Source organism: Mucilaginibacter sp. P1_D10, from assembly GCF_056406215.1.
Genome location: NZ_JBFUAP010000020.1, coordinates 38,272 through 52,471, shown reverse-complemented (window position 1 = coordinate 52,471; position 14,200 = coordinate 38,272). Strand labels below are relative to the sequence as shown.

14 protein-coding genes are annotated in these 14,200 nt (G+C 46.9%); 11 read left to right on the top strand and 3 right to left on the bottom strand.

Annotated features, from left to right (window positions below; genetic code table 11):
* Positions 1-3: 3 nt before the first annotated feature.
* The gene (locus AC1DYT_RS23655; RefSeq protein WP_477471965.1) at positions 4-1,602 is read left to right on the top strand and encodes an FAD-dependent monooxygenase; all 1,599 of its coding nucleotides are present in this window, start codon (positions 4-6) and stop codon (positions 1,600-1,602) included.
* 54 nt (positions 1,603-1,656) lie between these two features.
* On the opposite strand, the gene AC1DYT_RS23650 is transcribed toward AC1DYT_RS23655, so the two are convergent.
* The gene (locus AC1DYT_RS23650) at positions 1,657-2,571 is read right to left on the bottom strand and encodes a helix-turn-helix domain-containing protein (protein WP_477471964.1); all 915 of its coding nucleotides are present in this window, start codon (positions 2,569-2,571) and stop codon (positions 1,657-1,659) included.
* Between the two features lie 156 nt (positions 2,572-2,727).
* On the opposite strand from AC1DYT_RS23650, the gene AC1DYT_RS23645 reads away from it, so the two are divergent.
* Both AC1DYT_RS23645 and AC1DYT_RS23640 read left to right on the top strand, forming a co-directional pair.
* Entirely contained in the window at positions 2,728-3,471 is a 744-nt protein-coding gene (locus AC1DYT_RS23645; protein WP_477471963.1) for a GDSL-type esterase/lipase family protein, read from the top strand.
* A 10-nt stretch (positions 3,472-3,481) separates the two neighbouring features.
* Positions 3,482-4,450: an FAD-dependent monooxygenase gene (locus AC1DYT_RS23640; RefSeq protein WP_477471962.1), complete on the top strand. Its 969-nt coding sequence runs from the start codon at positions 3,482-3,484 to the stop codon at positions 4,448-4,450.
* Positions 4,451-4,489: 39 nt separating this feature from the next.
* Here the strand turns inward: AC1DYT_RS23640 and AC1DYT_RS23635 are convergent, their stop codons facing one another.
* Positions 4,490-5,947: a hypothetical protein gene (locus AC1DYT_RS23635; protein ID WP_477471961.1), complete on the bottom strand. Its 1,458-nt coding sequence runs from the start codon at positions 5,945-5,947 to the stop codon at positions 4,490-4,492.
* 129 nt (positions 5,948-6,076) lie between these two features.
* Positions 6,077-7,735 (bottom strand): glutamine--tRNA ligase/YqeY domain fusion protein, encoded by a 1,659-nt coding sequence (locus AC1DYT_RS23630; protein WP_477471960.1) that lies wholly within the window; start codon positions 7,733-7,735, stop codon positions 6,077-6,079.
* 257 nt (positions 7,736-7,992) lie between these two features.
* On the opposite strand from AC1DYT_RS23630, the gene AC1DYT_RS23625 reads away from it, so the two are divergent.
* From AC1DYT_RS23625 to AC1DYT_RS23590, 8 genes are all read left to right on the top strand, one after another.
* Complete coding sequence (locus AC1DYT_RS23625; protein ID WP_133233779.1) at positions 7,993-8,415, top strand: cobalamin B12-binding domain-containing protein; 423 nt, start codon at positions 7,993-7,995, stop codon at positions 8,413-8,415.
* Between the two features lie 10 nt (positions 8,416-8,425).
* Positions 8,426-9,208, top strand: a complete 783-nt coding sequence (locus AC1DYT_RS23620) for an enoyl-CoA hydratase/isomerase family protein (RefSeq protein ID WP_477471959.1) — start codon at positions 8,426-8,428, stop codon at positions 9,206-9,208.
* A gap of 40 nt (positions 9,209-9,248) precedes the next feature.
* Positions 9,249-9,815: an outer membrane beta-barrel protein gene (locus tag AC1DYT_RS23615; protein WP_477471958.1), complete on the top strand. Its 567-nt coding sequence runs from the start codon at positions 9,249-9,251 to the stop codon at positions 9,813-9,815.
* A 297-nt stretch (positions 9,816-10,112) separates the two neighbouring features.
* Positions 10,113-10,715 carry an outer membrane beta-barrel protein gene (locus tag AC1DYT_RS23610; protein ID WP_477471957.1) on the top strand — a complete coding sequence of 201 codons (603 nt, stop codon included), beginning with the start codon at positions 10,113-10,115 and terminating at the stop codon, positions 10,713-10,715.
* A gap of 197 nt (positions 10,716-10,912) precedes the next feature.
* Positions 10,913-11,485, top strand: a complete 573-nt coding sequence (locus tag AC1DYT_RS23605; RefSeq protein WP_477471956.1) for a hypothetical protein — start codon at positions 10,913-10,915, stop codon at positions 11,483-11,485.
* A 233-nt stretch (positions 11,486-11,718) separates the two neighbouring features.
* Positions 11,719-12,285: an outer membrane beta-barrel protein gene (locus AC1DYT_RS23600; protein ID WP_477471955.1), complete on the top strand. Its 567-nt coding sequence runs from the start codon at positions 11,719-11,721 to the stop codon at positions 12,283-12,285.
* 195 nt (positions 12,286-12,480) lie between these two features.
* Positions 12,481-13,914 carry a sigma-54-dependent transcriptional regulator gene (locus AC1DYT_RS23595; protein ID WP_477471954.1) on the top strand — a complete coding sequence of 478 codons (1,434 nt, stop codon included), beginning with the start codon at positions 12,481-12,483 and terminating at the stop codon, positions 13,912-13,914.
* Between the two features lie 7 nt (positions 13,915-13,921).
* On the top strand, positions 13,922-14,137 hold the full coding sequence (locus AC1DYT_RS23590) for a hypothetical protein (RefSeq protein ID WP_477462020.1): 216 nt from the start codon (positions 13,922-13,924) through the stop codon (positions 14,135-14,137).
* Positions 14,138-14,200: the final 63 nt, after the last annotated feature.

The following is a 14,200-nucleotide window of genomic DNA, read 5'->3' as shown; positions in this document are numbered from 1 at the left end:
GCCATGATACCGCTGCCGAAACATACACAGGTGCTTATTGTAGGCGCAGGCCCATCCGGCCTGATGATGGCTGCGCAATTGCTGCGCTACGGCATCGTGCCGCTTATCATAGATACCCGGCAGGGGCCGACTGCCCAAACAAAGGCATTGGCGGTGCAGGCCCGATCCATGGAGATTTACAGGCAAATGGGCCTTTCCACCCAGGCGCTTAAAGAAGGCAAGCTGGCTGCCGGGGCGGTATTGCACCGTGGTGATACCGTTATGGCCCGTATCCCGCTAAAGGAAATAGGTGCCGGGCAAACGCCGTTCCCATACGTTTTTATGCTGCCGCAGAGCAAGAACGAACGCATTCTGCTGGATAACCTTGCCCTTAACTGCTGCCCGGTTTACTGGGAAACATCGCTTAATACGCTAAGCCAAACAGCAGATGGTGCGGATGCAGTACTACAAACAGGCGATGCCACCTACACCCTCCATGCCGATTATGTGATTGGTGCCGATGGTGCACATAGCGTGGTGCGCAAGCAATTAGGCATACCCTTTAGTGGCGATACCTACGCGCATAAATTTTATCTGGCCGATATTAAATTCAAAGATGGCTTTGACGATGACTGCCTGCATATGTTCCTATCAAGCGGTGGTTTTGCGGCGTTTTTCCTGATGCCCGAGGAACGGACTTACCGCGTTGTGGGCAATCTGCCTGCGGCACTGGATAAGGATGGCGTTACTTTTGAAGAGGTATTGCCGCATCTGCGTGCCGTTACCGCCCAGCCGCTTAATGTAGAGGACAAAAACTGGTTCACCGTGTACAAGCTGCACCATCGCATGGCCGATAAATTCAATGAGGGCCGCTGTTTTTTAATCGGCGATGCCGCGCACATCCACTCGCCGGTAGGCGGGCAGGGCATGAATACCGGCCTGCAGGATGCCTACAACCTGGCCTGGAAACTGGCCGGCGTAGTAGCCGGACAATTGAAGCCCGGCATATTAAGCAGCTATGCCGAAGAACGTATGCCTGTGGCCCGCGCTTTACTTAAAAGTACCGATCGGGCTTTCAATATCGTTACCTCGCAAAACATTTTCGCCAATTTGTTCAAACGTTTTGTCGTTCCACGGTTGCTTAAATACGTCTGGAAAAAGGATAAGATGCGCACGGAGATTTTCAGGGGCCTGTCGCAGATAGGTATCAGCTATCGCGATAGCAAACTAAACCTGCACCTTAGCCACAACAGCAAAATAAAAGCCGGCGACAGGCTACCATACCTCGAGATATTCGATGAGAAGAAACAAGAGCTGACCGATATACACACCTGGTGCAGCAAGCCGGGGTTCACGCTGATAACCATCGGCATTGTGCAGGAAAATTACTTGTTTGCCCTTGCCAAATGGATTACGCAGGAATATAACCTAACGCTCAACTTTTTCCACTTGCCCCCATCCGACAAAAACCAGCACATCCTCGATACCTTCGAGATACGCCCGGGCCGGCGCAAGGCCCTCATCATACGCCCCGATATGTATATCGGCTACGTTAACGATATCATCGATATAGAGATGATGGATAATTACCTGCGGGAAGTTGTAGGATTTGTTCCCGCCTAACCCCCTAAAGGGGAACTTTTGATTAGCGGGACCGACTAACTTATTGGCATTGGGCTAACGCCCCGCGCTTCTGTACCGTGCCGGTTGAACCCCATAGTGCGCTTTAAACGCGCGGCAAAATGCACTCGCGTTTTCAAATCCGCATCTCCAGGTAATCTCATGTATTGGCTTATTGGTATGTTTCAACAGTTCCAGGGCCCGCTTAAGCCTTACCTCAATCAAATACTGATGGGGGGTAGTGTTAAAAACTGCCTTAAACTGCCTGATCAGTTGAGGGATTGATAAGCAGGAAATGCTACTTATTGCCTCTAAATCGGGTTGTTCCATGTAGTACGATTCTATCACATCCTTCGCCACGCATAACCGCTTATATATTTCAATCCTGGTATGCTCTTTTACCGCGTTTATGCCGTTTGCATGGTTTATCCCCGATATCTGTGTGCTGATCAAATGACGCAAAATAAACACCAGGTATTCATCAACCATAGCGTTGTTATATCCATAGGTGTTAAGGGATGCGATCAGATCATTTAATTTTGCTTGTAACGCGGTATCAATGTCGTTCAGTGTTTGAAAGAACTCCGGGTTTACCCGGTCGGCCGTAAACGGATCATCAAGCAGAGATCCTTCCTGATGGCGTATGTCGCGAAACACAGCCGACGCGAACTCTTCTTTAAAAAAAACCGACACGCTCCTTACTGCTTCACCACTATCTATCCGGGAGGAGTAAGCCTGATTGTTGTTCATGATCAGAAATTTTCCAGGCCTTACGGCTACGTACCGGTGGCCTATGCCGTACCATTCTTCCCCGCTGGTCACCGTTTTAAAAGACAGGCAGCCAATGTGGTGATCGCATACGCTATAACTGCTTAGCGCATTAAAAATAATATTATGTTTTTTAAACCGGCTAAAATGCGATTGTTCATCAAACCCTGGTTTAGCGTGATTTGGAAAGTTGTCGAAATACATAGCCGTAGTCAATTAAATGTATCCGTTTGTTTTGGTGGCCTATTGTAATTGATCATTTGTGCACATTTTTCATTCGTTTAAAAACATATCCTTGCAGCCGTTATCGGGTCGAAGGCAAAAGGACAGCTAAAAACTTAAAATCATTTAGAAATTTATATGGAAATAAAAAACACAACAAACTTAATTTTTACTGGCGCGCGTTATACCAAAAAACTAAGCCTGCTGCTATTTTTTTGCCTGTCGTCGGTTGCCGTAATTGGCCAAAATATAAGGTACGATACCATACGTTATGCAAAAGAATACTACCAAAAGCGTGTAACTGCTTTTAACAGCGAAAAGGTAGTGAAATATAAAGTTATATTTTTAGGGAATAGCTTAACGCAATTTGGCGACTGGGGTAAACTTTTAGGCGATTCTACAGTAATTAACAGGGGGATTGCAGGCGACAATACTTATGGTGTTTTAGCGCGTTTGAACGACATCATGATTCGTAAGCCGGGGAAGCTTTTTATCGAAATTGGAATAAATGATATCTCCCAAAACATTCCTCAACCAATCATCATAAAAAACATACTGTCAATTGTGAAACAGGTTCACAAAAAATCGCCCGGCACAAAGGTTTATATTACAAGTATTTTACCAACAAACGATGATGTGAAAACAGAGTATCCGGCATCGTATCATAAAAACAAGCAGATAAATTTTATAAACAGCGAATTAATACGGCATGCGGATGCGGTAAATTACACCTACATCGATTTAAATAGATGGGTTAAAGATAAAAAAGGAGACCTGGACATGAGGTATGCAAAGCCCGATGGGATTCATCTTAATAAACCGGGTTACGACATATGGGTAAAACTTATCAACAAGGAAATAACACACCAGTTGAAGAAGTGACCAAAGGGCATTGCCGGGTTGCTGTGCCCGCTACCCGATTAAAAAAGCGGAACGGACTTATCGCGTAGTAGGCAACCTGCCCGCAGCGCTGGATAAGGACGCTGTTATTTTTGAAGAGGTATTGCCCCACCTGTGCGCCGTTACTGCCCAGCCGCTAAATGTAGAGGACAAAAACTGGTTCACCGTGTACAAGCTGCATCACCGCATGGCCTATAATTTCAATGAAGGCCGCTGTTTTTTGATTGGCGATGCCGCGCATATCCACTCGCCGGTAGGCGGGCAGGGCATGAATACCGGCCTGCAGGATGCCTACAACCTGACCTGGAAACTTGCAGGTGTGGTAACCGGGCAATTAGCGCCGGGCATATTAAACAGCTACGCCGAAGAACGCATGCCCGTGGCCCGCGCTTTACTTAAAAGTACCGATAGGGCTTTCAATATCGTTACCTCACAAAACTTTTTCGCCAATCCGTTCAAACGCATCGTCGTTCCGGCGCTGCTTAAATACATCTGGAAAAAGCATAAGATGCGCACGGAGATTTTCAGGGGCCTGTCGCAAATAGGTATCAGCTATCGCGATAGCAAAATCAACCTGCACCTTAGCCACAACAGCAAAATAAAAGCCGGCGACAGGCTACCATACCTGGAGATATTCGACGAGAAGAAACAGGAGATGACCGATATACACACCTGGTGCAGCAAGCCCGGGTTCACGCTTATCACCATCGGCATCGTGCAGGAAAACTACCTGTTTGCCATAGCCAAATGGATTACGCAACAATACAACCTAACGCTCAATTTCTTCCACCTCCCCCCGTCAGACAAAAACCAGCACATCTTCGATACCTTCGAGATACGCCCCGGCCAGCGCAAAGCGCTCATCATACTCCCCGATATGTACATCGGCTACGTAAATGATATCATTGATATGGATATGATGGATAATTACCTGCGGGATGTTGTGGGGTTTGGGGGTTAAAGCACAAAGGTTTCTAATTTGTAAAACCGTGCCGGCAGGTTAGTATTTAATCTGTCCTAAAGAAAGATTGTATTTCCCGTTGTTTAACTGTGATGTGTAAGGCAGAATGAAGCCATTGTTATACCATAAAATGTTCCCTCCGTCTGGTAAACCATCTTGCTTTTGTCTCACGTAGTATGGAGGGTTTTCCCGAAACAATGTACCGGTAATAATATCTAACTCATAATACTTGGTTTTAAAGGGTTCTTCACTACTGTAGGCAATAACTTTTAAAGTGTTATCGCGGGTGAAATACCCGGGATTTACCGGTCTAAGTGTATTTGCATAGTTTATCGGGACTACTTTATTGTATTTTATATTCATATTTCCGTCATAAGCGGTTATGATAGGTGAGTATCCGTTAAAATATACCGGCTCGTGGATGCCGCCATAAGCATATGAACCGCTTATACTGTTGATAAGTGTGCCGCTTTCATCGTTTAGATAATGTAAATCATACATCAAAGGATGGCCGAATTTGGCACTGTTATCATAGGTAGCGCGTGTAGTATCTAATTTAACTTTTAAAGCAAGCAGGTACTTTAGGTTAATTATGGTGTTAGATATTTTACTGGTGTTTGTAGTAAAGTTAAGTTTTGTAACATTTAAAGCTACCTCTTTGTCCATGTTCTCATAAACAAAGCCATAGTAGGCAACATCATTATCAAGGGCCGATGGATAAATTTTTAATTGAGGTGAGTGATAAGCAACATAGCCGCGCCGGTTATAAACATTTGCAGTTTGGCATAACATTAATGGTTTCTGCGTACTATCGCTGCTGTATCTGTACACGGTGATTAATCGCCCTGTATCTCTAAGGGTAGCCAAAAGCACGTCGCCCCTTCTATTGATAGCCGAGCCGATATACTCGCCATCATCAGCTTGCGGGTTAAAACTTCGTTTTACAGATAATTTTTCGTCAAAATCAAACACGATAAAATCATCCGATAAATTATAGCCGCGGTCATGTTCGCCCATGTAAACGTATTTTTCATTTGCGGCCCTTGTTCGTACCATCAATTTAAAAAAGGCTCCATTTGTAGCTATAAGTGGGTAACCCACCTTTTCGTTATACGTTATAGTGCTATAAATCTCTTTGTGAATAAGCACCTTGCCGGTATGTTGATTAATGAGGTAGCCTAGATATCTATCTAACCCGTTGTTAGGTTTTTCCGGATTAGTGACTATCAATATATTGCCATTGAACATGCCGCTGGCAATAATCTCTTCTTTGATAGTGAGTTTCCACAGCGTTTCCATCTCATAATTTAATGCACACAGGCGGTAGGTATGTTCGCCCGTTTGTATACTTAGCAAGTTTACATCACTGTCAATTTTTAAAACCCCACTGATGCCGTTAATTCTTTTTATAAAGTTTTTCTTATAATCAGGCTGGCTTTGCGCATTGGCAAAAAGCAACATGAGGGGTACGATAAGGGCAAGAAGTTTTGTTTTCATTGTGGCCAGGGTGCATTAAATGTAGGTATTATCCAATAAAAATTGGGAATAAAAAACCCGCCTGATTTTTCAGGCGGGCATTAAGATTTTCAAAAGCTCCCCCTTCAGGGGGCAGGGGGGCTGACGCTCTTATTTTTTCACCCAGCCATCCTTCAGCGTCACCGTGCGGTTAAACACCAGTTTATCTGCAGTTGAGTTCTTATCCAGCGTGAAATAGCCTTTACGCATAAACTGCACCGGGGTGCCAATTTTGGCGTTGGCCAAATCCGGTTCTATATAAGCCGTAGTTAATACCTGCAGGCTGTTGGGGTTGATATAATCTTTAAAATCGCCATCCTCGTTGCTGGGGTCCTCCACCTGGAAGAGGCGGTCGTACAGGCGCACTTCGGCAGTTTTGCCGTGCTCTACGCTCACCCAGTGGATGGTACCCTTCACGTTGATGCCGCTGGTGTCGTTACCGCTTTTCGATTCGGGAATGTACGTGCAATGGATCTCAGTAATGTTGCCATCAGCATCCTTCACTACGCTTTCACCTTTGATGATGTACGCATTTTTAAGGCGCACCATACCACCAATGCTCAGGCGGAAGTATTTCTTGGCGGGCACTTCCATAAAATCCTCGCGCTCTATCCATATCTCGCGACCGAAAGGAAACTCGCGACTTCCATCGCCGCCTTCCACTTCGGGGTTATTCTCACCCTGGAAGGTATCGGTTTTGCCTTCTTCGTAATTGGTGATCACCAGTTTCACCGGGTCCAAAACGGCCATACGGCGCCATGCGGTTTTATTGAGGTCCTCGCGGATGCAGAACTCCAGCAAGCCTACGTCAATCATGTTCTCGCGTTTAGCCACACCAATGCGCTCGCAAAACTCGCGGATACTCGCAGGCGTATAACCACGGCGGCGCAGGCCGCTAATGGTAGGCATGCGCGGGTCGTCCCAGCCGTCAACGTGACCATCAGTAACCAGTTGCAGCAGCTTACGCTTGCTCATCACCGTATAATTCAGGTTCAAACGGGCAAACTCATATTGCTTGCTGGGGAACAGGTTCAGCTTCTCTATAAACCACTCATAAAGCGGGCGGTGGGGGATGAACTCCACCGTGCATATCGAGTGCGTAATTTCTTCAATGGCATCGCTTTGCCCGTGCGCAAAATCGTACATCGGGTAAATGCACCAGGCATCGCCGGTCCGGTGATGGTGGGCATGCTTAATACGGTACATCAATGGGTCGCGAAGCTGCATATTTGGCGAAGCCAGATCCACTTTAGCACGCAGCACTTTGGCTCCATCAGGATATTTACCGACCTTCATATCGGCAAACAGCTGCAGGTTTTCTTCCACGCTGCGGTTGCGGTATTCATTACCCACGCCCGGTTCAGTTGGCGTACCTTTTTGTATGGCAATTTCCTCAGCGCTGCTGTCATCTACATAGGCAAGGCCTTGTTTGATGAGTTCAGCGGCAAGGTCATATAGTTTATCGAAATAGTCGGATGCGTAAAGCTCCTCGGCCCATTCGAACCCAAGCCATTTTACATCTTCCTTAATACTGTCCACATATTCCACATCCTCTTTTACAGGGTTGGTATCGTCGAAACGCAGGTTGGTTTTGCCGCCGTATCGCTGGGCAAGTCCAAAGTTTAAGCATATCGACTTTGCGTGCCCGATATGCAAATAACCATTCGGCTCGGGCGGGAAACGGGTTAAAACCCTGCCGCCGTGCTTACCTTCGGCAATATCGCCCTCAACAATTTCCTCTATAAAATTCAGTGATTTTTCTTCGCTCATGGTATCTCTAACAGGCTGCAAAAGTACGGAATTTATTGATTTGCAGGTTGTGATTTAACCGCAAAGGGCACAAAGGATTTGCATTGTGGTAAGCGCAAAGATCGCAAAGGATTTGCAAGGTGCTTAAGTAAGCTCTTTTGACACCAACACAGGCTTTGTGCTTCTTTGCGTTTTCTTTGTGCCCTTTGCGGTTAAATCGCCGCCACACAAATCAATACCTTGCACCTCCACATAAAAAATCATAGCTTCGAATAATTATGAGCGATACCCAATTCAACCGCCCCATACGTGTTTTAGTTGCCAAAGTAGGGCTGGATGGGCACGACCGCGGCGCACGCATCATCGCCACCACCCTGCGCGATGCTGGTATGGAAGTTATCTACACCGGCCTGAGGCAAACTCCCGAAATGGTGGTGAACACCGCGCTACAGGAGGATGTGGATGCGATAGGCATCAGTATATTATCCGGTGCACACATGACGGTTTTTCCAAAGGTTATGGCGCTCATCAAACAAAAAGGGATGGACGATGTACTGCTCACCGGCGGCGGCATTATACCTGCCGATGATATGGCAGAACTAAAAAAAATAGGTGTAGGCGAACTCTTCCCGCCGGGTACCAGTACGGCAGATATCGTAAAATACATTACAGAATGGGTACACGCCAACCGTAACTTTTAACGCTATTACTATGGATTTTCAGAATTTATTGATAGAAAGCAAAGGGCGCATACAATATATCACCATCAACCGCGAAAGCAAGTTGAATGCCCTTAATAAGCAAACCCTTCAGGAACTGCGCGCCGCTTTAACAGATGCGTTCGGCAACGCTGAGGTGGGCGGCATCATCATCACCGGTGCAGGTACAAAAGCGTTTGTGGCCGGTGCCGATATTGCCGAGTTTGTTGGCGTAGATACCGAAGGCGGCCGCGTGATAGCCCAGGAAGCACAAACTAATGTATTTGATGTAATTGCCAACGGCAGCAAACCCGTTATTGCAGCTGTAAATGGATTTGCCCTTGGCGGCGGGTTGGAACTGGCCATGGCATGCCATATCCGCATAGCCAGCGATAACGCTAAAATGGGCCTGCCCGAAGTAACGTTGGGCTTGATACCCGGCTACGGCGGTACCCAACGCTTAACCCAACTGGTTGGCCGCGGTAAAGCGCTTGAGATGATTATGACGGCAGATATGGTGACTGCCGCGCAAGCACTTCAGTCCGGCCTGGTGAACCATGTAGTACCTCAGGAAGAGTTGCTGCTTAAAGCAGAAGAGATACTCAACAAAATACTCACCCGCGCCCCGCTGGCCTTAGCGTCCGCAATAAAAGCCGTTAATGCTGCATCCACCGAATGTGTAAATGGGTATGAAGTGGAGATCGCCGAGTTTTCCAAATGCTTCGGCACCGAAGACTTTACCGAAGGTGTAGCCGCTTTTCTGGGCAAACGCAAGGCGGAGTTTAAAGGACAATAAAAAAATGATGCAAAACCACCGGCTAATTTTCAACTGCAAGATGTATAGAACAATAAGGAGAGCGCTTGCGGTTGTATTTGTTTTGGCTATAGTGCCGCATGCAGCACATGCGCAATTCATCAGCAAAGTACAATTCAGTATCGGGCCCGATATTGGCATAGTAACAGGCACGCTTGCCAATACCCATTCTGCAATGTTTGGCGGTTCGGTGCAGGTAGGGCTCCCGCTCAACAAAAGGCTCTATTTTACTATTGACGGTGGTTATAATTACTTTTTAGGCAAAAATCAATCCCGCGCGCAACCGCCAAATATCCCGGCGGTAAATTATATTGGGGTAAAGTCGGTACCCGCAAAGCTGGGGTTGAAGTATTATCTCAGTCCGAAATGGTTTGCACAAGGCGAAGCAGGGGCAGCTTTCTTTTCCGGCACCCCGCGCACATCATATGAACCAGGTACAGCTTTTGTATATTCACCCCAAATTGGCGTGGAGTTGCCTGTGGGCAGCCATCGCTTTATTGCATCCCTGCGCTATCAATCCACCCTCCCGAAAGGAAATAGCGCCATTAAAGTAAGCTTCCTGGCGCTACATGCGGGCTTCCGTTTTTAAAGTTATCAGGCCTATCTGGAACGACGTTTTACCCGCAATATGTCCATTTTACGCGTTTTTAGGCTAAAAAGGCACTTCGATGGTTTAGTTTGAGGCTTTGAAATATTACTCAAAAACAACCATTCGGCCTCTTCTTTACAATGCCCTGACTAAAACACCCATCCGGTCAAAAAATAAAATATTGTTAATCAAACGATTGAATTAACCTTACAATCCCATGAAAAATCGGTAGCTGTTTCATGCTTTAATTTGCCCTGTGCTAATCAAAACAGCACAAGCATTTAAAATTTACATATCATGAAAAACGCATTCAAAATCACAACAATCGCTTTAGCTTTCGTTGGCCTTTCATTCGCCGCAAAAGCACAAACAGCAACAACAACTTCTACCACTACTACTAAAAGCGGCATACGCTACAGCATCGGTGTTGATGCAGGCATCCCAACGGGTAACTTTAAAGATGCTTACAAATGGAACCTGGGCGGTTCGGTACAGGCAGATATCCCTGTGGCCAGCCAATTATTCGTAACCGTTAACGCAGGCTACAACAATGTATTCGGCAAAACTTTCACGGGGTTAGTAGGCGGTCCGTCTTCTACTGTCGAAGTACCAAACCTGCAGTTACTGCCTGTTAAAGCCGGTTTAAAATTCTTCCCGGTTGCCAACTTCTACATCCAGGGCGAAGCCGGCGCAGCGTTCTTGTTGAACAAATCAGATTTCTTCGATGATAAATCAGTAGCATTTGTTTACGCACCACAGATAGGCGTGCAGTTCCCGGTTAGTGCAAGCGGCAACTTTATAGATGCAGGCGTACGTTACGAAGGTACCACCAAATACAGCAGTGCATTCGATAACAGCAAAGTGAACTTTGTAGGTGTACGTGTGGCTTACGGCTTTTAATCGGCCCTACATTTACCAAAACCACCGAAAAACAAGCAAACAGGGGGAAGCCAGAACGGTTTCCCCCTGTTTGTTTTAAGTTTGCCGCTTTCCTAACAATTATGTTACAAAGCCCCGCTACTAAATCTTTGTTTTAAGCGTTGTAGCATTTGATGCAATTATGGCGTAATACCCATAATAACAAACCTTAGCCACACATGAAAAAACTCTTTACCATTATTGTATTAACCTCACTGGCCGTTGCTGCCAAAGCACAAAGCGGCAGCACTACCGTAAGCGGCACCCGTTACAGCATTGGCATAGATGCGGGCATCCCTACGGGCCACCTTAACCAGGCTTATACAAAGGTGCTCGGCGGCTCGTTGCAGGCAGATATCCCGCTCAACAAGCAAATTTTTATTACGCTTAATGCAGGCTACCTCAATATGTTCGGGCATACTTACAGCGTGGCCCAATTGTCGGGCGCACCAACCTTTACCAGCAGCGATGTGCACCTGCTGCCCCTAAAAGCAGGCATCAAATTCTTCCCGTTGGCGCATCTTTACTTCCAGGGCGAAGCGGGCGCTGTGCTTTTGCTGAATAAATCGGCTTATTTCAATGATAAATCGGTGGCCTTTACTTATGCCCCGCAGGTTGGCATACAACTACCTATCGGCGGCGGCGATGTTATAGATGCGGGCATCCGGTACGAAAAGACAACCCAATACAGCCCCGGCCCCAATGGCAGCACCATACAGTTTTGGGCGCTGCGTGTGGCTTACGGCTTTTAAGAACTTACCCTATATCTACACTTTGTTTTAATTAAAAACGGAGGCTGGCTGGCTTCCGTTTTTTTTTCGGGTCGCGAAATCAGCCGCCCTTTGTTGCGAAACGCCGCTTACCCACGTAATTATCAAAAGCCGCCGCCTAAACCCGGCTTAACCATGCCCGCAAAACTTAACAAAACCATAACTGTAGCTTAAAACGCCATTAGGCAAATTACGCATCACCTTAAAACATCCACATGAAAATCATCACCACTATCGCTTTTATCCTGCTGGCTTTTGCAGCCAAAGCCCAAACTACCGGTGCCGCCAAAACACGATTCACTATCGGCATTGATGCCGGCATTGCAACCGCTGGCATCAAAGAAACCAACTCAGTGATGCTGGGCGCCTCGCTGCAGGCAGGCATCCCCATTGTAAAGGAGCTGCAGTTTACCATCGGCGCGGGCTTCCAAAACTATTTCGGTAAATCGCTTGCCTTGAATTTGCAGGATGCGCCATCCAGTTATAAAACACCGGCTGTACAAATTGTCCCTCTGAAAGCGGGGCTTAAGTATTTTTTGGAACCTAACTTCTACATACAGGGCGAAGCGGGTGCAGCATTCTTACTGAACAAATCTGCGTACTCCGGCGGTAAATCGGTAGCTTTTACTTACGCGCCACAAATTGGGGTGCTATGCCCGGTTAGCTCAAACGGTAATTTCATCGATATCGGCATACGTTATGAGGCTACGAGCAAATTCAACGCAGATTACGAAAACAGCAAAGTGAATCTGTTAGGGCTGAGGGTAGCGTATGGGTTTTAAAGGTTGAAAAACATAGCAGCAGGTACTGCGTAACGAGTTGATTTATCGCCAATATTATTTGCGTTAAATTTTTTAGGTAGATGCCGGGTGCTTATCCCGATTTTTTTGCCCAACTTTAATTAATTCGTAATTTTTAGCAAAAAATTGTACCTTAACATCGTTCTATTATACTACCTGTAAACTGTTATGGCCAATATGAAGAAGATTCTCATCATAGATGACGAGGTGAATGTTGGGCTTTTGCTTTCTAAGTTCTTAACGCGCAATGGCTTCGAAGTTGATACTGCCACCAACGGCAGCAGCGGGATGGAGTATCTCAAAAATAAAGCTTACAACCTGGTGCTTTGCGACTTTAGGCTGGAGGATACCGACGGGCGCGAAATGCTCAAAAACATCAAATCGTTATACCCCAAAACCGGCGTAATTATCATCACCGGCTACTCGGATATAAAAATGGCGGTAGAGCTCATTAAAATGGGTGCCTACGATTACATTACCAAGCCCCTTTACCCCGATGAGATACTCACCACCATCTCTAAAGCTATAGAAACGCAGTACGCCCTGCTGGAGATGGATAACAATTACACCAGCAACGGTAAACCGCAGAAAGAGGGCAAGAAACAAGTGCTTTCGGGCGAGTTCGTAGCCGGCACCAGCCGTGCATCCAAAGATCTGCTAAGGCAAATAGAGTTGGTTGCGCCAACCAATTACAGCGTAATTATACTGGGCGAAAGCGGCACGGGCAAAGAATCGGTAGCCCAAAGCATACACCTTAACAGCCCCCGCGCCAATCAGCCGTTCATAGCGATGGATTGCGGGTCGCTCACCAAAGAGCTGGCTGCAAGCGAGTTCTTCGGCCACGAAAAAGGTTCGTTCACCGGCGCATTTGCCACCAAGATAGGCCACTTTGAAATGGCTAACGGCGGCACGCTGTTTTTAGATGAAGTGGGCAACTTGTCTTACGAGATACAGGCCGCCTTATTGCGTACCGTGCAGGAGCGCAAAGTAAAGCGCATAGGCAGCACCAAAGAGATAGACCTTGATGTGCGCATCATTATAGCCACCAACGAAAACCTGCAGGAATGTATCTCCAAGGGCCGTTTCCGCGAGGACTTGTACCATCGTTTCAACGAATTCAGTATTTACATGCCGCCGCTGCGCGATAGGGGCAACGATATCATAATGCTGGCCGCGCATTTCCTCAAAATTGCCAACCAGGAGCTGGGCCGCAACGTAAGCACATTTTCGCCCGAGGTTTACGAGTGCTTCATGAATTACCGCTGGCCGGGCAACATCCGCGAACTGAAGAATGTAGTACGTCGCGCCACCTTGCTTACGGAGGGTACCGAAATAGGCCTCAAAAGCCTGCCGCTGGAGATATCGAACTTTAGGGTTACCGCTTACGAAGCACCGGCCGGGAATGGCTACAGCAGTGCGCCTGCTGCACCACCAATTGATACCAGGGAGGCCCCAAAGCACGATTTGAAGAACGCCGCCCTGGGTGCCGAGCACGAAACCATTTTAAAGGTGCTGCGCGAAGTGAACTTCAACAAAACAAAGGCGGCGGAGATTTTGAATATCGACCGCAAAACCCTTTACAATAAGATGAAGGCTATCAATTTAAAATAAAAACGTTATGGCAAGCAGCAACAGCAGTATGCCCGATGCCGAAGCCCTTTTAGCACTGAAGCACGATATCAAGAACCAGCTATCCAATATCCATTTGGCTATTGAGGGCCTGCGGTACGAGGTAGAGGACCTGGATGGCGATACGGCACTTTATGTGGATAGCATGCTCGCCTCCGCCCAAAAGATAGACCGCCTGCTTGATATCATACCACCTGCTAAATAATTACAAATAAGCCCTGCGCCGATAAACTTTTTCGCCTGTCCGTTGTTAACCATCCAAACTAGG